At 71.8% G+C, this 19330-nt stretch carries 21 protein-coding genes; 10 read left to right on the top strand and 11 right to left on the bottom strand.

Translation table 11 applies throughout. The features are described from left to right. Positions 1 to 71 precede the first annotated feature (71 nt). The 4 genes from HZU84_RS21125 to HZU84_RS12445 all read left to right on the top strand — a co-directional run bounded on the left by HZU84_RS21125 (position 72) and on the right by HZU84_RS12445 (position 2022). The gene (locus HZU84_RS21125) at positions 72 to 158 is read left to right on the top strand and encodes a cytochrome oxidase small assembly protein (protein WP_375131466.1); all 87 of its coding nucleotides are present in this window, start codon (positions 72 to 74) and stop codon (positions 156 to 158) included. A gap of 19 nt (positions 159 to 177) precedes the next feature. Beyond that, complete coding sequence (locus HZU84_RS12435) at positions 178 to 801, top strand: cytochrome c oxidase assembly protein (RefSeq protein WP_149504637.1); 624 nt, start codon at positions 178 to 180, stop codon at positions 799 to 801. Next, on the top strand, positions 798 to 1061 hold the full coding sequence (locus tag HZU84_RS12440; protein ID WP_149504638.1) for a DUF2970 domain-containing protein: 264 nt from the start codon (positions 798 to 800) through the stop codon (positions 1059 to 1061). Before HZU84_RS12435 ends, HZU84_RS12440 begins: the two co-directional genes overlap by 4 nt. A 79-nt stretch (positions 1062 to 1140) precedes the next feature. Next, complete coding sequence (locus HZU84_RS12445) at positions 1141 to 2022, top strand: cytochrome c oxidase subunit 3 (RefSeq protein WP_149504639.1); 882 nt, start codon at positions 1141 to 1143, stop codon at positions 2020 to 2022. A gap of 34 nt (positions 2023 to 2056) precedes the next feature. Here the strand turns inward: HZU84_RS12445 and HZU84_RS12450 are convergent, their stop codons facing one another. Then, the gene (locus HZU84_RS12450) at positions 2057 to 2281 is read right to left on the bottom strand and encodes a DUF2909 domain-containing protein (RefSeq protein ID WP_149504640.1); all 225 of its coding nucleotides are present in this window, start codon (positions 2279 to 2281) and stop codon (positions 2057 to 2059) included. On the opposite strand from HZU84_RS12450, the gene HZU84_RS12455 reads away from it, so the two are divergent. The 5 genes from HZU84_RS12455 to HZU84_RS12475 are packed head-to-tail and all read left to right on the top strand — an operon-like array spanning position 2280 to position 6657. After that, positions 2280 to 3089: an SURF1 family protein gene (locus tag HZU84_RS12455; RefSeq protein ID WP_244954333.1), complete on the top strand. Its 810-nt coding sequence runs from the start codon at positions 2280 to 2282 to the stop codon at positions 3087 to 3089. The two genes, HZU84_RS12450 and HZU84_RS12455, sit on opposite strands and share 2 nt — an antisense overlap. 9 nt (positions 3090 to 3098) lie before the next feature. Beyond that, positions 3099 to 3815, top strand: a complete 717-nt coding sequence (locus HZU84_RS12460; RefSeq protein WP_149504641.1) for an SCO family protein — start codon at positions 3099 to 3101, stop codon at positions 3813 to 3815. A 5-nt stretch (positions 3816 to 3820) separates the two neighbouring features. Then, positions 3821 to 5002 (top strand): COX15/CtaA family protein, encoded by a 1182-nt coding sequence (locus tag HZU84_RS12465; RefSeq protein WP_149504642.1) that lies wholly within the window; start codon positions 3821 to 3823, stop codon positions 5000 to 5002. 57 nt (positions 5003 to 5059) lie between these two features. Then, entirely contained in the window at positions 5060 to 5974 is a 915-nt protein-coding gene (cyoE, locus tag HZU84_RS12470; protein WP_149504643.1) for a heme o synthase, read from the top strand. Next, positions 5971 to 6657, top strand: a complete 687-nt coding sequence (locus HZU84_RS12475; RefSeq protein ID WP_244954334.1) for an SCO family protein — start codon at positions 5971 to 5973, stop codon at positions 6655 to 6657. The genes cyoE and HZU84_RS12475 overlap by 4 nt, the downstream gene beginning before the upstream one ends. Here the strand turns inward: HZU84_RS12475 and fba are convergent. The 9 genes from fba to HZU84_RS12520 are packed head-to-tail and all read right to left on the bottom strand — an operon-like array spanning position 6645 to position 16332. Beyond that, entirely contained in the window at positions 6645 to 7685 is a 1041-nt protein-coding gene (fba, locus tag HZU84_RS12480; RefSeq protein ID WP_149504644.1) for a class II fructose-bisphosphate aldolase, read from the bottom strand. The two genes, HZU84_RS12475 and fba, sit on opposite strands and share 13 nt — an antisense overlap. Further along, positions 7676 to 8509, bottom strand: coding sequence for an HAD-IA family hydrolase (locus tag HZU84_RS12485; protein ID WP_149505359.1), 834 nt, complete (start codon positions 8507 to 8509; stop codon positions 7676 to 7678). Before HZU84_RS12485 ends, fba begins: the two co-directional genes overlap by 10 nt. Further along, the gene (locus tag HZU84_RS12490) at positions 8496 to 9227 is read right to left on the bottom strand and encodes an HAD-IA family hydrolase (protein WP_149504645.1); all 732 of its coding nucleotides are present in this window, start codon (positions 9225 to 9227) and stop codon (positions 8496 to 8498) included. The genes HZU84_RS12485 and HZU84_RS12490 overlap by 14 nt, the downstream gene beginning before the upstream one ends. Next, entirely contained in the window at positions 9224 to 11239 is a 2016-nt protein-coding gene (gene tkt / locus HZU84_RS12495) for a transketolase (RefSeq protein WP_244954336.1), read from the bottom strand. Before tkt ends, HZU84_RS12490 begins: the two co-directional genes overlap by 4 nt. Before the next feature lie 16 nt (positions 11240 to 11255). Next, complete coding sequence (locus HZU84_RS12500; RefSeq protein ID WP_149504646.1) at positions 11256 to 12140, bottom strand: phosphoribulokinase; 885 nt, start codon at positions 12138 to 12140, stop codon at positions 11256 to 11258. Positions 12141 to 12187: 47 nt separating this feature from the next. Continuing rightward, a complete protein-coding gene (locus HZU84_RS12505; RefSeq protein WP_149504647.1) occupies positions 12188 to 13315 on the bottom strand; it encodes a class 1 fructose-bisphosphatase in 1128 nt (375 codons plus the stop codon). A gap of 52 nt (positions 13316 to 13367) precedes the next feature. Then, positions 13368 to 14351, bottom strand: a complete 984-nt coding sequence (gene cbbX / locus HZU84_RS12510; RefSeq protein WP_149504648.1) for a CbbX protein — start codon at positions 14349 to 14351, stop codon at positions 13368 to 13370. A 35-nt stretch (positions 14352 to 14386) separates the two neighbouring features. Continuing rightward, on the bottom strand, positions 14387 to 14833 hold the full coding sequence (locus HZU84_RS12515; RefSeq protein ID WP_149504649.1) for a ribulose bisphosphate carboxylase small subunit: 447 nt from the start codon (positions 14831 to 14833) through the stop codon (positions 14387 to 14389). 32 nt (positions 14834 to 14865) lie between these two features. Next, complete coding sequence (locus tag HZU84_RS12520; RefSeq protein ID WP_149504650.1) at positions 14866 to 16332, bottom strand: form I ribulose bisphosphate carboxylase large subunit; 1467 nt, start codon at positions 16330 to 16332, stop codon at positions 14866 to 14868. A 113-nt stretch (positions 16333 to 16445) separates the two neighbouring features. On the opposite strand from HZU84_RS12520, the gene HZU84_RS12525 reads away from it, so the two are divergent. Further along, entirely contained in the window at positions 16446 to 17381 is a 936-nt protein-coding gene (locus HZU84_RS12525; protein ID WP_149504651.1) for a LysR family transcriptional regulator, read from the top strand. Between the two features lie 18 nt (positions 17382 to 17399). On the opposite strand, the gene HZU84_RS20985 is transcribed toward HZU84_RS12525, so the two are convergent. Continuing rightward, positions 17400 to 19328, bottom strand: coding sequence for a methyl-accepting chemotaxis protein (locus HZU84_RS20985; RefSeq protein WP_149504652.1), 1929 nt, complete (start codon positions 19326 to 19328; stop codon positions 17400 to 17402). Positions 19329 to 19330 lie beyond the last annotated feature (2 nt).

Here is a 19330-nt window from a genome sequence, read left to right on the forward strand (position 1 = left end):
GAATCGCCATGAACGACCAGTCCACCTGCTCGCCCGACGACGACCGGGCCGCCGATCGCCGCAGCGCCAATCTGCGCCTGGCGCTGATCCTGGCCTCGGTCGCCACCGTCTTCTTCGTCGGCTTCGTCGCGAAGATCGCGCTGCTCGGCGGCGCCTGAGCCGGACGCCGGACCCGCGATGAGCGCTCGCCCCGTGCCGCCCGCCACACCTGGCGCCGCCGCAGCCGACCCCACGCTGCGGCACGACAACCGGCAGCTGCTGGGCAAGCTGTGCCTGGTCGCCGCCGTGATGTTCGGCTTCGGCTATGCGCTGGTGCCGATGTACGAGGCGATCTGCACCGCGCTGGGCATCAACGTGCTGACGCTCAACGAGCAGCGCACCTCGGCACATGCGGCCCGCGCCGACCGGACCAACACCCAGGTCGACACCAGCCGCACCATCACCATCGAGTTCGACGCCAACGCGCGCGGCCCCTGGGACTTCCGCCCGGCGCAGCGCTCGGTCACCGTGCATCCAGGCGAGGTCGCCACCGTGATGTACGAGTTCCGCAACATCCAGGACCGCACGATGGCGGCGCAGGCGATCCCGAGCTACGCCCCGAAGCAGGCCACCGCGCACTTCAGCAAGCTCGAGTGCTTCTGCTTCAACGAGTACGTGCTCAAGCCGGGTGAGTCGAAGACCTGGCCGGTGGTCTTCGTCATCGACCCGAAGCTGCCGAAGGACGTCACCACCATCACGCTGTCCTACACCTTCTTCGAAGTCGGCGCCAAGGTGCCGGCCGCGCCCGGAGGTGGCTCGTGAGCACGCCGCAGGATCCTCGCCGCGCCCCGACCTCGGCCGACGAGCTGCGCGAGGTGGTGGCCCGCAAGGGCTCCTTCGTGCAGACGCTCAAGGCGGTGGCCTGGTCCTTTCTCGGCATCCGCCGCGGCGCCGGCTGGCAGGAGGACATCAGCCGGCTCAATCCGGTGCATGTCATCGTGGCCGGCCTGATCGGCGCAGCCCTGTTCGTCGGCGCGCTGGTGCTGCTGGTGAGCTGGATCGCCGCCTCGTCTCCGGGCTGAGGCGGCGTCCCGCTCGGCCCCTCTTCCTCCCACCTCTTTCCCGACAACCCCCAGAACACCCGGCTCCAGGAGACCCATGATGTCGGCAAGCACCCCGGGCCACGCGCCCTACTACTATGTCCCGGCGCCCTCGCGGCATCCGGTGATGATGTCGATCGGCCTGTTCTTCGTCGTGTTCGGCGCCGGCCAGTGGGTCAATGCCCATGCCTGGGGCATGTACTCGGTGCTGTTCGGGATGCTCTGGTGCGCCTTCGTGCTGCGCCAATGGTTCGGCGAGGCCGCCGCGGAGGCCGAGGGCGGCCTGCTCAGCGACCGGGTCGACATTTCCTACCGCTGGAGCATGGCCTGGTTCATCTTCTCGGAGGTGATGTTCTTCGCGGCCTTCTTCGGCGCGCTGTACTGGGCCCGAGTGCACTCGGTGCCCAGCCTGGGCAGTGCGGAGAACGCGCTGCTGTGGCCGGACTTCAAGGCCGCCTGGCCCAGCGCGGTGGCCGGTGCCACCGCCTCGCCGGCCGGCACCGTCGAGCCCTTCCGGACCATGGGCCCGTGGCCGCTGCCGACGATCAACACCGCGCTGCTGCTGACCTCGGGCGTCACGCTGACCATCGCGCACCATGCGCTGATCGCCGGCCGGCGCGCGTCGACCATCCTGTGGATGTGGATCACGGTGCTGCTGGGCGTGGTCTTTCTCGGCTGCCAGGCCTACGAGTACATGCACGCCTACCGGGACCTGAACCTGAAGCTGTCCTCGGGCATCTACGGCTCGACCTTCTACATGCTGACCGGCTTTCACGGCTTCCATGTGCTGGTGGGCACGCTGATGCTGCTGGTGATCACGATCCGGCTGATGAAGGGCCATTTCACCCCGGAGCGCCACTTCGGCTTCGAGGGCGCGGCCTGGTACTGGCACTTCGTCGACGTGGTCTGGCTCGGCCTCTACTTCATCGTCTACTGGATGTGAGCTGGCGCTGAGGGGCGGGCCTGAGGCGCAGGCCTCAGCGACCCGCCGGAATGCCGGTGGGCTCGATCCAGCCCAGCGCATGGGCCAGCAGCACGAACAGGAAGATGGCGACCGACACGCCGACCCGGATGGCCAGCGCGCGCGCCATCCGCCCCTTCGGCGCCGCAGCCCCGTCCGGCCCCCGACGCAGCATGAACAGCCCGGCCGCCGCCAGGGCAAGCAGGATCAGGACCAAGGCAAGCGCGATGACGATCTTCATGGCCCGCGATTGTTCCAGCGCCACCGCGGGCGCGACAGCGCAGGAACCCGGTGCCCGGCGCCGGTCGGGCCGGATCGTGGGACTGGCCTGGATGGCGGCGCTGCTGATGATCGCGCTGACCGCCCGGCTCGGCTTCTGGCAGCTCGACCGCGCGGCGCAGAAGCAGGCGCTGCAGGCACAGCAGGCCCAGCGCGGGCAGCTGCCGGCGCTGGATGCCGCGACGCTGGCCCGCACGCCCGAGCAGAGCGTCGCGCAGCTGCAGCGCACGGTGCGGCTGCAGGGCCGCTGGGCACCGGAGGCGACCGTCTTTCTCGACAACCGGCCGATGGCCGGCCAGGTCGGCTTCCATGTGCTGACGCCGCTGCGGCTGGACGATGGCAGCGCGGTGCTGGTGCAGCGCGGCTGGGTGCCGCGTCACCGGCTGCAGCGCGATCTGCTGCCGCCGGTGCACACGCCGGACGGCCCGGTGAGCCTGCTGGCGCGGGTGATCGCCGAGCCTTCGCGGCTGCGCGAGCTGGGCGAGCCCGCCCTGACCGGGCCGATCCGCCAGAACCTCGACCTCGCCACCGCCGCCCGCGAGACCGGCCTGACGCTGCGCCCGCTGGTGCTGCTGCAGCTCGATGCGCCCGGACAGCCGTCCGGCACCGACGGCCTGCGCCGCGACTGGCCGGCGCCGGACTTCGGCATCGAGCGTCACCACGGCTATGCGCTGCAGTGGTTTGCGCTCAGCGCGCTAGGCTCCGGACTGCTGCTGTGGTTCGGATGGCTCCGGCCGCGCCTCTCCTCCCGCAACGATCCCGAGACCTGACGCCCCGCCATGACCGATGACGCCCGCGCCCAGCCGCTGACCCTCGCGGTCCACGGCCTGCCCAGCCCGGAGGCCGCGCTGCAGAGCGCCGACCGCCGCACTCGCCTGGGCCGAATCAAGATGCTGCTGGTGCTGCTGGCCTGTGCCGCACCGGTGATCGCCTCCTACTTCACCTACCACGTCATCCGGCCGCAGGCCCGTACCCACCACGGCCAGCTGATCCAGCCGCCACGCGAGCTGCCGGGCGCGGCCGAGCTGCCGCTGCAGGATCTCAAGGGCCGTGCGGTCGACCCCCGCACGCTCAAGGACCAGTGGCTGCTGGTGGTCGTCGCCGACGGCGCCTGCGACGCCGTCTGCGAGCGGCTGCTGTATGCGCAGCGCCAGCTGCGCGAATCGCTCGGCCGCGAGAAGGACCGGCTCGACCGGGTCTGGCTGGTGACCGGCGAGGCCCCGCCGCGCGCCCATCTGCTGCCGGCGCTGGCCGGCGCGCAGGTGCTGTCGGCCCCGCGCGAGGCCCTGGGCCGCTGGCTGCGGCCGGACGAGGGCCAGCCGCTGTCGGCCCATCTCTATCTGGTCGACCCGATGGGCATGTGGATGATGCGACTGCCCGCAGACTTCGAGCCGGCCAAGGCCAAGCGCGATCTCGACCGGCTGCTGCGCGCCTCCAGCTCCTGGGACCGGGCCGGCCGCGATCCGGCCATCGTCGGCGACGGCGCGGCACGGTGAGCACGATGAGCACGGCGACTCCCCCTGCCCCGGCCGGCATCGACCTCGATCCGCTGCTGCAGATGCTCGGCTTCGGCGCCGCGCTGGCGCTGCTGGCGCTGGGCTGGCTGCTGTGGCGCCACCGCGGCGCCGGCACGCCGCAGCGGCTGCGCGCACTGACGCTGCTGACGCTGGTGCTGACCTTCGATCTGGTGCTGTTCGGCGCCTTCACCCGGCTGAGCGACTCCGGCCTGGGCTGCCCGGACTGGCCCGGCTGCTACGGCAGCGCCAGCCCGCTGGGCGCACATGCCGAGATCACCGAGGCCCAGACCGCGATGCCCACCGGCCCGGTCACCCATCGCAAGGCCTGGATCGAGATGATCCACCGCTATCTGGCCACCGGCGTCGGCGCGCTGATGACGGTGCTGATGATCTGGAGCGCACTGGCGGTGCGGCGGCTGCGCCGCAGCGATCCGGCCGCGGCCGCGCGCATCGCGCCGGGCTGGGCGGCGCTGGGCTTCGTCTGGGTCTGCCTGCAGGGCGCCTTCGGCGCGCTCACCGTCACGATGAAGCTCTATCCGGCCATCGTCACCGCGCATCTGCTCGGCGGCATCGGCCTGCTGGTGCTGCTGGCGGTGCAGATGCAGCGCCACGATCCGCAGCCGCTGCAGCTGCCGGCCACTCTGCGCCGTGCCGCCTGGGGCGTGCTGGCCCTGCTGGTGCTGCAGGTCGCGCTGGGCGGCTGGGTCAGCACCAACTATGCGGTGCTGGCCTGTCAGGACATTCCGACCTGCCAGGGCCGGTGGTGGCCGCCGATGGACTTCGAGTCCGGCTTCACGCTGCGCCGGCCGCTGGGCCATCTGCCCGACGGCAGCGTGCTGCCCTTCGAGGCGCTGACCGCCATCCACATGGCGCACCGGCTCGGCGCGGTGGTCGTGCTGACGGCACTGCTGGCCTTCGGGCTGGCGCTGCGCCGTCAGCCCGGCGCCGCGGGGCCGGCGCGCGCGCTGCTCGGCCTGGCCGCGCTGCAGCTGCTGACCGGCCTGTCGAACGTGGTGCTGGACTGGCCGCTGCTGGCGGCGCTGCTGCACACCGGCGGTGCGGCGCTGCTGACAACCCTGATGGCGGCGCTGGTCGCGCGCAGCCATGCTCGGCAGCATCGCAGCGCACCACGCGCCGTTCTCGACCCCCAGCTGATCCGCACCTGATCTGCGCCTGATCTGCGCCTGATCCGCACCGCATTGCCGTTTCCCGGGAGACCCGCCATGAGCTCGACCACGCTGCCCCCGAGCGCCGCCCCCCTGACCCGCTGGCGCCAGTACACCGCGCTGACCAAGCCGCGGGTGATCCAGCTGATCGTGTTCTGCGCGCTGATCGGCATGCTGCTGGCGGTCCCGGGCGTGCCGGGTCCGCATGAGCTGGGCCTGGCGCTGGCCGCCTCGGTCGGCATCGGGCTGGTGGCCAGCGCGGCGGCCGCCTTCAACTGCCTGATCGAGCAGCACATCGACGCCCGCATGAAGCGCACCGCCTGGCGCCCGACCGCACGCGGCGACCTGAGCCGCGGCCAGGCCCTGCTGTTCTCGGCCGTGCTCGGCAGCGCCGGCATGGTGCTGCTGCATCAGGCGGTCAACCCGCTGACCGCCTGGCTGACCTTCGGCACCTTCGTCGGCTACGCGGTGGTCTACACCGTGATCCTCAAGCCGCTGACGCCGCAGAACATCGTCATCGGCGGCGCCTCCGGCGCGATGCCGCCGCTGCTGGGCTGGACCGCGATGACCGGCGAGGTCAGCCCCGAGGCGGTCGGCCTCTTCCTGATCATCTTCCTGTGGACGCCGCCGCATTTCTGGGCGCTGGCGCTGTACCGCGCCGAGGACTACGCACGCGCCGGCCTGCCGATGCTGCCGGTCACGCACGGCAGCGAGTTCACCCGGCTGCAGATCCTGCTCTACACCATCGTGCTGGTGCCGGCAACGCTGCTGCCCTTCATCCAGGGCCTCAGCGGCCTGCCCTATCTGTTCGCGGCGCTGGTGCTGGGCGCGCTGTTCATCGCCCGGGCCTGGAAACTCTGGCGCGGCTACAGCGAATTGCTGGCCCGCAAGACCTTCCGCTTCTCGATCTGGCATCTTTCGCTGCTGTTCGGCGCCTTGCTGATCGACCATTACCTGAGACCCTGGCTGTGACCGAGACCTCCGACCGACACTCTGCCCGACACCACGCCGCTTCGTCCTCCCCCTCTTCCTCGCGACGCCGGCTGCTGCGTCGCGCGCCGGCCGCGCTGGCGCTGCTGGGCGCCAGCGGCGGCGCCCTGCTGGCCGGCTGCGAGCGCAGCGCCCCGCCCATCGCCTTCAAGTCGCTCGACATCACCGGCGCCGACTACGCGCGCCAACTGGCGCTGACCGACGCCCGCACCGAGCAGCCCTTCCTGCTGTCGAACCTGAAGGGCAAGATCGTGGTGGTCTTCTTCGGCTTCACCCAGTGCCCGGATGTCTGCCCGACCACGCTGAGCGCGCTGGCCGAGACCCGCCAGCTGCTCGGGCCCGACGGCGCCCGGCTGGTCGGCGTCTTCGTCACCGTCGACCCGAAGCGCGACACCGCGGCGCTGATGAAGGCCTATGTCGGCAGCTTCAGCCCGGACTGGGTGCCGCTGCGCGGCTCGGCCGACGAGGTCGCCGCCGCGGCCAAGGAGTTCAAGATCTTCTACCGCGAGGTGCCGGGCAAGACCGAGAGCAGCTACACCATCGACCACACCGCCGCATCCTATGTGTTCGACACCCAGGGCAAGGTGCGGCTCTATGTGCGCCACAACACGCCGCCGGCGGACCTGGCCGCCGACATCCGCACGCTGCTGGCTCAGGCGGGCTGACGGCGGATCATCGCCTCCAGCGGCAGCGGCCGGATGCGCGCGGCCATGCCGGCGCAGCCGAAGGCCTCGAAGCGCTCGCGGCACAGCGCCGAGGCCGCTTGCGTCGCCGCGGCCAGTGCCTTGCGCGGGTCGAACTCGGCGCGGCTCGTCGCCAGGGCTTGGCGCATCGCGCCGCTCATCGCCAGGCGGATGTCGGTGTCGATGTTGACCTTGCGCACCCCGTGGCGGATGCCGCGCACGATCTCCTCGACCGGCACGCCGTAGGTCTCGCGCAGCTCGCCGCCATGCTCGCGGATGATCGCCAGCCATTCCTGCGGCACGCTGGAGGCGCCGTGCATCACCAGGTGCGTGTCCGGCACCGCGGCATGGATCTCGGCGATGCGGTCGATCGCGAGGATCTCGCCGTCGGGGCGGCGGCTGAACTTGTAGGCGCCGTGGCTGGTGCCGATCGCGATCGCCAGTGCGTCGACGCCGGTGGCGGCGACGAAGCCGCGCGCCTCGGCCGGGTCGGTCAGCAGCTGGTCGCGGCGCAGCCGGCCGGCCGCGCCGACGCCGTCCTCCTCGCCGGCCTCGCCGGTCTCCAGCGAGCCCAGGCAGCCCAGCTCGCCCTCGACCGACACGCCCACCGCGTGCGCGATGCGGCAGACCTCGGCGGTCACGTGCAGGTTGTAGTCGTGGTCGGCCGGCGTCTTCGCGTCCTCGCGCAGCGAGCCGTCCATCATCACGCTGGAAAAGCCCGAGCGGATCGCCTGCACGCACACCGCGGGCGAGGCACCATGGTCCTGGTGCAGCACCACCGGCAGGTCCGGATGGGTCTCGATCGCCGCCAGCACCAGATGGCGCAGATAGGCCTCGCCGGCGTACTGGCGCGCGCCCGCCGAGGCCTGCAGGATCACCGGACTGCCGGTGGCCTGCGCCGCCTGCATGATCGCGTGGACCTGCTCCATGTTGTTGACGTTGAAGGCGGGCACGCCGTAGTCATGCTCGGCGGCGTGGTCGAGCAGCTGGCGCAGCGAGATCAGGGCCATGGCAAGGTCTCCGTGTCGTTGGAAGGAAAGAATCCGCGGGCGTCGTGCAGCGCATGCCAGGCCCTCAGCAGCGCCAGGTCCACCGGCGCGTCCGGGTCGCCGGCGGGGCCCGGCAGCACCGGCCGCCAGCCGCCGCGCCGGTGCAGGCCCGGCCCGATGGCCAGCACCTCGTCGAAGATCGCGTCGGCGAAGCAGTGGCTGCGGGTGACGACGACCGGCACGCCGGCGGCGCGTGCGGCGGCCGCGCCGCCGGGCGAGTCCTCGAGCGCCAGCGTCTGCAGCGGGCTCAGGTCCAGCCGGGCCAGCACCGCGCGGTAGGCCTCCGGATCGGGCTTCTTGCGGGCGGTGTCCTCGCCGCAGACCACCGCGTCGAACCTGCTCGCCCAGCGCGAGCCCAGCTGCGCGCGCAGCAGCGCATCGACGTTGGCGCGGCTGGTCGTGGTCGCGATCGCCATGCGCACGCCCTGGTCGGCGCACTGCGCCATCAGCCCGAGCACGCCGGGACGCAGCGCGACGGCACCGGCACGCACCCGTTCGGCATAGAAGCCGTTCTTCAGCCGATGCAGCTCGGCGGCCAGCGCCAGCCGCTCGCCGGCCAGTGCAGGCGCGTCGCTGTGGCCGGCCATGTCATGCAGCAGCCGCTCGCGCCCGCCGGTGACCGCCAGCAGCTCGACATAACGCGCCTCGTCCCAGCGCCAGCCGAGCCCGAGCCGCTCGAAGGCGAGGTTGAAGGCGACGCGGTGGCCGTCGCGCTCGGTCTCGGCCAGCGTGCCGTCGACATCCCACAGCAGCGCACGCAGCGCCCCCGGTTCAGCGGCCGGCATCGGCATGTCCGTCTCCCCGGCACCCGGCCCGTTCCGCCTGGCGCAGCGCGATCAGGTGGGCTGCCAGCGCCGGCAGCCCGGGAAACAGCGCATCCGGCCGCGCCAGCGCGACCGGCTCGCCGCCGTCGTAGCCATACGGCACCGCCCAGGCGACGGCGCCGGCGTTGCGCGCGGCCTGCACGTCGGTGCGCGAGTCGCCGACATGGGCCAGCCGCGCCACCGGCACGCCCAGCGCCTCGGCCGCATGGCGCAGCACCGCGCCATCGGGCTTGCGCTGCGCCAGCGTGTCGCCGGCCACCAGCAGCGACAGCCGCGGGGCCAGGCCGCAGCGCTCCAGCAGCCGCCGCGCCGCCGCACCGGCCTTGTTGGTGACGCAGCCCAGGTGCACGCCCTCGTGCGCCAGCGCGTCGAGCGCCTCCCGCGCGCCGGGATAGGGCCGGGCCACGCTGCCGACGATCGCCGCATAGTGGCGGTCCAGCACCGGCAGCATGCGGTCGGCCAGCAGCCGCCCGACCAGGCGCGGATCGTCGGCCTGCATCTGCTGCAGCAGCCCGATCATCAGCGCGTGCAGGCCGTGGCCGATGCGCGCGCCGATCTCCGTCGGCGGCCGCGGCGCCAGGCCGAACTCCGCCAGCGTCAGGTTGACCGCCGCGGCGATCTCGCCGGCGGTGTCGACCAGCGTGCCGTCGAGGTCCAGCGTCAGCGCGTCGATCGTCATGACGCGGCCTCCGACGGCTCGGGCCGCGCCAGCACCTGCTGCACCTGATCCACCAGCGCCTCGACCGTCAGGCCGAAGTGCTCGAACAGCGCCGCGGCCGGCCCGGACTCGCCGAAGGTGTCGATGCCGAGCACCGCCGCGCAGCCATAGCCGCCCCAGGCGGCGCGCACGCCGGCCTCGATGCCGATGCGCGGCAGGCCGCGGCCGAGCACCGCGTCGCGCCAGGCGGCCTCCTGGCGATCGAACAGCGTCATCGACGGCAGCGAGACCACCCGCACCGGGCAGCCCAGCACATCGAGCCGCTGCTGCGCGCGCATCGCCAGATCGACCTCCGAGCCGGTCGCCAGCAGCACCGCACGCGCCGCCGGCCGGTCCGACAGCACATAGCCGCCGCGCGCGATCGCCGCCTGCTGCTGCGCGTCGCGCGACTGCGCCGGCAGGTTCTGGCGCGACAGCAGCAGCGCGCTCGGCCGGGGCGGCCCCTGCAGCGCCGCGCTCCAGGCCGCGGCGGTCTCGGCCTCGTCGCAGGGCCGCCAGACCTCCAGCCCCGGGATCAGGCGCAGGCTGGCGGCATGCTCGACCGGCTGGTGCGTCGGGCCGTCCTCGCCCAGGCCGATCGAGTCGTGCGTCAGCACATGCACCACGCGCAGCCGCATCAGCGCGGCCATGCGGATGGCGTTGCGGCTGTAGTCGCTGAAGGTCAGGAAGGTGCCGCCGTAGGGAATGAAGCCACCGTGCAGCGCCAGCCCGTTCATGACCGCGGCCATGCCGAACTCGCGCACGCCGTAGTGCACATGGCGGCCGTCGATGCGCCCGGCCAGCAGCGCGCCGCAGCCGGGAAAGTCGGTCAGGTTCGAGCCGGTCAGGTCGGCCGAGCCGCCGATCAGCTCCGGCAGCGCCGGCCCCAGCCGGGCCAGCACCTGCTGCGAGGCCTTGCGGGTGGCGACCGCGGGCGCCGCTGCGGCCCCGGGCGGCGCGGCCGCCGTGCTCGCGTCGAAGCCGGCCGGCCGCTCGTCACGCATCACCCGGCGCTCGAACTCGGCGGCCGCCTCAGGAAACGCGCTGCGATAGGCCTCGAAGCGCAGCCGCCAGTCGCGGTGCGCCGCCGCGCCGGCCTCGCGGCGGTCCCAGGCGGCGCGCACCGCCGGCGGCACCTCGAAGGGCGGATGCGGCCAGCCGATCGCCGCGCGGGTCAGCGCGATCTCCTCGTCGCCAAGCGGCTCGCCGTGGGCCTTCGCGGTGCCGGCACGGTTCGGCGAGCCCTGGCCGATGCAGGTGCGGCAGATGACCAGCGTCGGCGCCTCGTCGCGGCCGGTGGCGCGCACCTGGCGCAGCGCCGCGTCGAGCGCCTCGACGTCATGGCCGTCGAGCGGCCCGATCACCGACCAGCCGCAGGCGCGGAAGCGCGCCGCGGTGTCGTCGCCGAACCAGCCGGCGACCGGGCCGTCGATCGAGATGCCGTTGTCGTCGTAGAGCAGCGCCAGATGGCCGAGCCGCCAGACGCCGGCCAGCGAGATCGCCTCCTGGCTCAGGCCCTCCATCAGGCAGCCGTCGCCGGCGAAGACCCAGGTGCGGTGATCGACCACCGCATGGCCGTCGCGGTTGAACTCGGCCGCCAGGCGCTTTTCCGCCAGCGCCAGGCCGACCGCGTTGGCCAGGCCCTGGCCGAGCGGCCCGGTGGTCGTCTCGACGCCCGGCGTCACGCCGACCTCCGGATGGCCGGGCGTGCGGCTGCCGAGCTGGCGGAAGGCCTTCAGGTCCTCGATCGACAGGTCGTGGCCGCTCAGGTGCAGCAGCGCGTACAGCAGCATCGACGCATGCCCGTTCGACAGCACGAAGCGGTCGCGGTCGGGCCAGCGCGGATCGGCCGGATCGATCTTCAGATGGCGGCCCCACAGCGCGGTGGCCATCTCGGCCATGCCCATCGGCGCGCCAGGGTGGCCGGAGCGGGCGCGCTGCACCGCGTCCATCGCCAGCGCGCGCAGCGCGGCGCTCATGTCAGGCGTCGTCATGTCGGCGTCCCCCCGCTCACAGCGCGTTGAGCGCACGACGGCGCCGTTCCATCATCCGCCAGATGAAGGGCGTGAAGATCAGCTGCATCGCCAGCTCCATCTTGCCGCCGGGCACGACGACGGTGTTGGCCCGCGACATGAACGAGTCGTCGATCATGTTCAGCAGGTAGGGAAAGTCGATGCCCTTCGGGTTGGCGAAGCGGATCACGCACAGGCTCTCGGCCGGCGTCGGAATGTCGCGCGCGATGAAGGGGTTGGAGGTGTCGACCACCGGCACGCGCTGGAAGTTGACATGCGTGTGCGCGAACTGCGGGCAGATGTAGTGCACATAGTCGGGCATGCGGCGCAGGATGGTGTCGGTCACCGCCTCGGCCGAGTAGCCGCGCACGTTCTTGTCGCGCCAGAGCTTCTGGATCCACTCGAGGTTGATCACCGGCACCACGCCGATCAGCAGGTCCGGGTGCCGCGCGATGTTCACCTCCTGCGTCACCACCGCGCCGTGCAGGCCCTCGTAGAACAGCAGGTCGGTGCCCTCGGGCAGCGACTCCCACGGCGTGAAGGTGCCGGGCTCCTGGCCATGGGGCGCGGCCTCGACCGGATCGTGCAGATAGCGCCGGCGCATGCCGGTGCCGGTCTCGCCGTAGCTGCGGAAGAGCTGCTCCAGCTCCGGGAAGAGATTGTTCTCCGGGCCGAAGTGGCTGAAGTGGCGGTTGCCGTCGCGCTCGGCCTCGGTCTGGCGGGCGCGCATCGCGGCGCGGTCGTGGCGGTGGAAGCTGTCGCCCTCGATGATCGCGGCGCGGATCTGCTCGCGGCGGAAGATGTTCTCGAAGGTGCGCGTCACCGAACTGGTGCCCGCGCCGGACGAGCCGGTGATGGCGATGATGGGATGTCGCTCGGACATGGCGGAGGTCTCCTGGAAGGCGTTGTTCGTGTCGTCGTGTCGTCGTGTCAGCGGAACAGGCCGCGCTCGGCGAACAGCGGGTTCAGCGCGATGTCGCGGTCGGGCTCGCGGTGGTAGCGCTCGATGCGCTCGACCTCCTCGCGCGAGCCGAAGACCAGGCCGATGCGCTGGTGCAGGCCGCTGGGGCGCACGCCCAGCACCGGCTGGCGTCCGGTCGAGGCGCGCCCGCCCGCCTGCTCGATCAGGAAGCCGACCGGCGCGGCCTCGTAGAGCAGGCGCAGCCGCCCGGCACGGTTCGGGTCGCGGGTGTCGCGCGGGTAGAGGAAGATGCCGCCGCGCATCAGGATGCGGTGCGCCTCGGCCACCATGCTGGCAATCCAGCGCATGTTGAAGTCCTTGCCGCGCGGGCCGCTGGTGCCGGCCAGGCACTCGTCGACATAGCGCTTGACCGGCGGCTCCCAGAAGCGGCTGTTGCTGGCGTTGATCGCGAACTCGCGGGTCTGCGCAGGCACCCGGATGTCGGGGTGGGTCAGCATGAACTCGCCCAGGTTCGGGTCGAGCGTGAAGCCGGCCACGCCATTGCCCACGCTCAGCACCAGCATCGTCGCCGGCCCGTACAGCGCGTAGCCGGCGGCGATCTGCGCCGCGCCGGGCTGCAGGAAGTCGGCCTCGGTCACCTCGTGATCGCTGTCGAGCAGATCCTGCGGCGCGCGCAGGATCGAGAAGATCGAGCCCACCGTCATGTCGACATCGAGATTGCTCGAGCCGTCGAGCGGGTCGAACACCAGCAGGTACTTGCCGCGCGGCCCGGCGGCCGGGCGCGGCACCGGCCACGGCGTCTCCAGCTCCTCCGAGGCCATGCCCGACACGCCGCCCGAGGCCTCGTTGCGGCGCAGGAAGACCTCGTTGGCGAAGATGTCCAGCGGCTTCTGCTCCTCGCCCTGCACGTTGATCGCAGCGGCCGCCGCCGGCCCGGCGGTCGCCGCGCCGGCACCGGACACGCCGAGCCGGCCCAGCGCGACCTCGCGCGCGATCGCCTTGCACGCCAGCGCGACATCGAGGATCAGCGCGTTGAGCGCGCCGCTGGCCTGCGGAAAGCGGCGGCGCTCCTCGATCAGGTACTGGGTCAGCGTCGTCGGCGGGCGGGGGGCGCCGGACGGGGCGGTGTGGGGCATGCTCGTCTCCTCGAGGGATCGGTCTTGTGCTTGGGGATGTGCTCGGGGCGCTTCAGCCCGGGGCGGCCGCGAACACCCGGCTCGCGGCGATGTCGGCGGGCTCCAGCGTGCCCAGCAGCGCCGCGTCAAGCACGCGGTCGCGCTCGGCGAACAGCCGGCTGGCCTGGCGCAGCCGCGCGCGGTCGAGCGCGTTGCGCACGCTGCGCGCGTTGGCGAAGTGCGGCTGGCGCAGCCGCAGGTCGAGATAGCGCGCGAAGGTCTCGCGCGCGCCGGCGCCGAAGCGGTAGTGCTGCGCCGCCAGCATCCGGTCGGCGATCGCCAGCAGCTCGTCGGCGCCATAGTCGGGAAAGTCCAGGTGATGCGCGATGCGGCTGCTCAGGCCCGGGTTGGACTGGAAGAAGGTGTCCATGCGGTCGCGGTAGCCGGCCACGATCACCACCAGGTCGTCGCGCTGGTTCTCCATCACCTGCAGCAGGATCTCGATCGCCTCCTGGCCGTAGTCGCGCTCGTTCTCCGGGCGGTAGAGGTAGTAGGCCTCGTCGATGAAGAGCACGCCGCCCATCGCCTTCTTCAGGATCTCGCGCGTCTTCGGCGCGGTGTGGCCGATGTACTGGCCGACCAGGTCGTCGCGTGTCACCGCCACCAGATGGCCCTTGCGGATGTAGCCGAGCCGGTGAAGGATCTGCGCCATGCGCAGCGCCACCGTGGTCTTGCCGGTGCCGGGATTGCCGGTGAAGCTCATGTGCAGGCTCGGCGCCTGCGCGGCCAGACCGACGCCGGCGCGCAGCCGGTCGATCACCAGCAGCGCGGCGATGTCGCGGATGCGCTGCTTGACCGGGCGCAGGCCGACCAGATCGTGCTCCAGCTCGTCGAACACCGCCTCGACCTGGCTCTGCGCCAGCACCTCGCCGACGGTGCGCGGCGCGGTGGCGGCCGGGCTGTCCGGCGTCGGCGACGTCTGCGGCAGGTCGGGCGTCCCGGCGGCGCGGGACGGGCCGGACGTCTGCCCGGGAATGGCGTAGAGCGGGCGGTTCATCGCGGGGCTCCTGCGGACTGCGGGCGGCGGACGCGTCAGCCCGCGCGGGCGTGGCGCTCGCCCTCGGGGCGGTCGGCTCCGTAGCCGCGCACCGTGTAGCGCAGCGTGCGCCCGCTCGTCTCCTGCCGCACCAGGCCGAAGCCGGGCTCGTTCGCCGGCCGGTGGACGATGAAGCTCATCGTGATCGACTCGACGCCACGGGTCGAGTCGAAGGCCATCATGCGGATGTAGTGGCCGGGAAAGGCGGCGCGGCACTGCTGCAGCTCGGTCATCACGCCGGCGGCGTCCTGCAGGTCGAACATCGGCAGGCCGTGCATTTCCCAGTAGGTGTTGCGCGGGTGCGGGTCGTCGGTGTATTCGACGCTCCAGGCGTAGCCGCGGTCCAGGCCGTACTGGATCTGGGCGCGGATCTCGTCGTCCGTCAGGTCGGGCAGGAAGCTGAACTGGCCCTGGGTCAGGCGGCCGGTGGGGTTGGTCATCATGGTGGGGGCTCCTCAGGCGGGATCAGGCGATATCAGGCGGTGGCGGGCGTCACGGCGAAATCGCTGGTGTCGGTCGAGGCGTAGTTGAAGGAGATGTCGCCCCAGGTGTCGAGCGCCTGCTGCAGCGGCGTGCAGAAGCGGGCAGCGGCACGCAGGATCTCCGGACCTTCGTGGCGGATGTCGCGGCCCTCGTTGCGGGCCTTGACCATGCACTCCAGCGCCACGCGGTTGGCCACCGCACCGGCCTGGATGCCGGCCGGGTGGCCGATCGTGCCGCCGCCGAACTGCAGGATCACGTCGTCGCCGAACAGGTCGATGAGCTGGTGCATCTGGCCGGCGTGGATGCCGCCCGAGGCCACCGGCATGACCTTGCGCATGTCGCACCAGTCCTGGTCGAAGAACAGGCCGCGCGGCAGGTCCTGCTTCGTGTAGCTGTCGCGGCAGACGTTGTAGTAGCCCTGCACCGTCATCGGATCGCCTTCGAGCTTGCCGACCGCCGTGCCGGTGTGCAGGTGGTCGACACCGGCCAGGCGCAGCCACTTGGCCATCACCCGGAAGCTCACGCCGTGGTTCTTCTGCCGCGTGTAGGTGCCGTGGCCGGCGCGGTGCATGTGGACGATCATGTCGTTCCGGCGCGCCCAGTTGGCGATGGACTGGATCGCGCTCCAGCCGGTGATCAGGTCGACCATGATCACCACCGAGCCCAGCTCCTTGGCGAACTCGGCGCGCTCGTAGATGTCCTCCATCGTCGCGCCGGTCACATTGAGGTAGCTGCCCTTGACCTCGCCGGTGGCGGCGCTGGCCTTGTTGACGCCGTCCATCACGTAGAGGAAGCGGTCGCGCCAGTGCATGAAGGGCTGCGAGTTGATGTTCTCGTCGTCCTTCATGAAGTCGAGGCCGCCCTTCAGGCCCTCGTAGATCACGCGGCCGTAGTTGCGCCCGGACAGGCCCAGCTTGGGCTTGGTGGTGGCGCCCAGCAGCGGGCGGCCGAACTTGTCCAAGCGCTCGCGCTCGACCACCAGCCCGGTCGGCGGACCCTTGAAGGTCTTGACCAGCGCCACTGGCACGCGGATGTCCTCCAGCCGGGCCGCCTTCAGCGGCTTGAAGCTGAAGACGTTGCCGATCAGGCTGGCGGTGATGTTGGCGATCGAGCCTTCCTCGAACAGGATGATGTCGTAGGCGACCCAGGCCAACCACTCGCCCGGCCGGCCCGGCACCGGCTCGACCCGATAGGCCTTGGCGCGGTAGCTGTCGCAGGCGGTCAGGCGGTCGGTCCAGACCACGGTCCAGGTGGCGGTGGAGCTTTCACCGGCCACGGCGGCGGCGGCCTCGATCGGATCGACGCCGTCCTGCGGCGTGATGCGGAACAGGCACAGCGTGTCGGTGTCCTTCGGGACGTAGTCGGCGTCCCAGTAGCCCATCTGGCGGTACTTGAGGACGCCGGCGCTGTAGCGCTTCTTCGCGTCGGTGACGAGGCCGGGTTCGACGGGCTGGTTCATGCATGTCTCCTGTCGTGGGGATGGGATGGCCCCACTGTAGGAAGACGGATCACTCAGGTAAATTCATGTCTTGTTGGCTCTCGATTCAGGATTCCTGAATCATTGAAGAATCCATGAAGAACCTGACCCTGCGCCAGCTGCGCGTCTTCGCCGAGGTGGCGCGCCACCTCAGCTTCGTGCGCGCGGCCGAGCAGCTGCACCTGACGCCGCCGGCGGTGACGATGCAGGTCAAGGAGCTGGAGGAGGCGATCGGCCTGCCGCTGTTCGATCGCCAGGGCCGCAAGGTCTCGCTGACCACCGGCGGCGAGTACTTCCTGGTCTACGCGCGCCGGGTGCTGGCGACGCTGAAGGACGCCGAGGTGGCGATGGCGCGGCTGCGCCATCTCGACACCGGGCAGCTGGCGGTCGGGCTGGTGGCCACCGCGAAGTACTTCGTGCCGCGGCTGCTGGCGCGCTTCCGCGACGAGCACCCGGGCATCGAGCTGCGCCTGCGCGTGAGCGCCAGCCGCGAGGAGCTGGTGCGGCTGCTCGAGGCCGGCGAGGTCGATCTGGCGATCATGGGGCGGCCACCGCGCGAGCTGGTCTGCCGCGCCGAGCCCTTCGCGGCGCATCCGCATGTCTTCGTCGCGCCGCCGGGCCATCCGGTGCTGCGCGCCGACCACGTCGCGCCCGAGGCGCTCGGCGTCTGGCCGATGGTGGTGCGCGAGCGCGGCTCGGGCACGCGTGCGCTGATGGACCGCTTTCTCGACGAGCACCGCGTCACGCCGCGCATCGCGATGGAAATGCCCAGCAACGAGACGCTCAAGCAGGCGGTCATGGCCGGCATGGGCCTGAGCTTCCTGTCGCTGCACACGCTCGGGCTGGAGCTGCGCGCGGGCGAACTCGCGCTGGTCGAGGTCGGCCATGCGCCGGTGATCCGCACCTGGAACGTGGTGCACCTGCAGTCGCGCCTGCTGTCGCCGGCGGCCGAGGCGCTGCGCTACTTCATCCTGGAGGAAGGCGAGGCCTTCCTGGCCGAGCACGACCGGCCGTGGCTGCAGCCGCGCTGAGCGGCCGCCCGGCCAGGCTCAGGCGGCGACGCGAAAGCGCGCCACCGCGTCCACCAGCTGCTCGGCCTGGGACTTGAGCGTGCCGGCGGCGGCCGCCGACTGCTCGACCAGCGCGGCGTTCTGCTGCGTGGCGCGGTCCATCTGGGTGACGGCCTGACCGACCTGGGCCACGCCGGTGCTCTGCTCGGCGCTGGCGGCGCTGATCTGCGCGACGATGTCGCTGACGCGGCGGATCGACGCCACCACCTCGCCGACCGAGCGGCCGGTCTGGTCGACCAGCGAGACGCCCTGCTCGACGCGCTCGACGCTGGTCGAGATCAGCGCCTTGATCTCGCGTGCAGCCTCGGCAGAGCGCTGCGCGAGGTTGCGCACCTCGGTGGCGACCACCGCGAAGCCGCGGCCCTGCTCGCCGGCACGGGCGGCCTCGACCGCCGCGTTCAGCGCCAGGATGTTGGTCTGGAACGCGATCGAGTCGATCACGCCGATGATGTCGCCGATCTTGCGCGAGGCCTCGCTGATGCCGCCCATCGTGCCGACCACCTGCGACACCATCTCGCCGCCGCGCGAGGCCAGCGTGGAGGCCTCCCGGGCCAGGCCGTCGGCCTCGCGGGCATGGTCGGCGTTGTGGCTCACGGTCGAGCCGAGCTGGTCCATCGTCGCTGCGGTCTGCTGCAGCGCCGCGGCCTGCTGCTCGGTGCGCGAACTCAGGTCGATGTTGCCCTGCGCGATCTGCGCGCTGGCGGCGGCAACGCTGACCGCGTTCTCGCGCACCGTGCCGACCACCTCGGTCAGCGACAGGCGCATCGCCTCCATCGCCTGTACCATGCGACCAAGCTCGTCCTCGCTGACACGCAAGGGCTCCGGCGAGAGGTCGCCGGCGGCGATGCGCTCGGCCATACGGCGCGCATCGTCGGTGGCCTGCAGGATCGAGCGCACGATCGAGCGGGCCAGCAGACCGCACAGGCCCACCATCAGCACCGACAGACCGATCACCAGCCACTCGGTGCGCTGCAGCCGGGCGGTGCGGGCCTGCAGCGCACCGGCCAGCGCCTCCGACGCCAGGCCATGCACCGCAAAGACCTGGTCGATCGCCTTCGTGGTCGCCTGGAAATACTCGGCCGAGGGCAGGGTCAGCGCCTCGGCCTCGATCAGATCGGTGCGCAGCATCTCGCGGGTGCGCTCCACCCCGGCGCGTGCCTGCTCGATCGGGCCGGCCATGCGCTCGCGCAGCGCCGGATCATGCTCGAGCGCACGCTCCAGCGTGGTCAGCAGCCGGTGCATCTCGCCACGCGCCGACTCGCTCAGGCCGCCGAGCATCGCCCGGTCGGCCACCGTGGCCTGCCCGCGCGCCAGGATGCCGGCACCGCTGCCGCGCAGCTTGCCGAGCTGCTCGGTGAGCTGCGGCAGCTGCGTCATCGTCGCGATCACCAGATGGTAGGAAACCGGCTCGGAGTCCAGATCCAGGCCGTAGTGCGAGACGATGCGGCCATGCAGATCCAGCTGCAGTTCGACCAGCGCGGAATGCCCGGCAAAGCTTGCGGGGGCCGCCATCTGCCGCTGCGCGACCTGGGCGGACAGCGTCTTCCACTGCTGCTGCACCTGCTGCCAGCCCTCGGCGACTTTCGGATCCTCGATGCCGGCGGCCAGCGCGGCGAACTCGCCCAGCGCCTGGTCGACCTCGCGCTGGCGCTCGGCGCGCTGGCCCTCGGCCTCCGCCTTGCCGCCGAGCACGGTGGCGGTCAGGCCGCGATGCTGCTGGGTCAGCCGGATCAGCTTGAGCAAGGCTGCGGAGGGCTGCAGGCCCGCGACTTCACGCCGGGTGTAACTGAGCTCGCTGTGCGCATCCACGATGTAGTAGGTCATCGGTGGGGCCAGCATCAGCGCGCCCAGCAGCGCCAGCAGGCCGAACTTGTGCGACAGGCGCAGCCGGTGGATCAGGTTGCTCATCT

The sequence above is a fragment of the Sphaerotilus sulfidivorans genome (genome assembly GCF_013426975.1).
GTDB lineage: Bacteria > Pseudomonadota > Gammaproteobacteria > Burkholderiales > Burkholderiaceae_C > Sphaerotilus > Sphaerotilus sulfidivorans.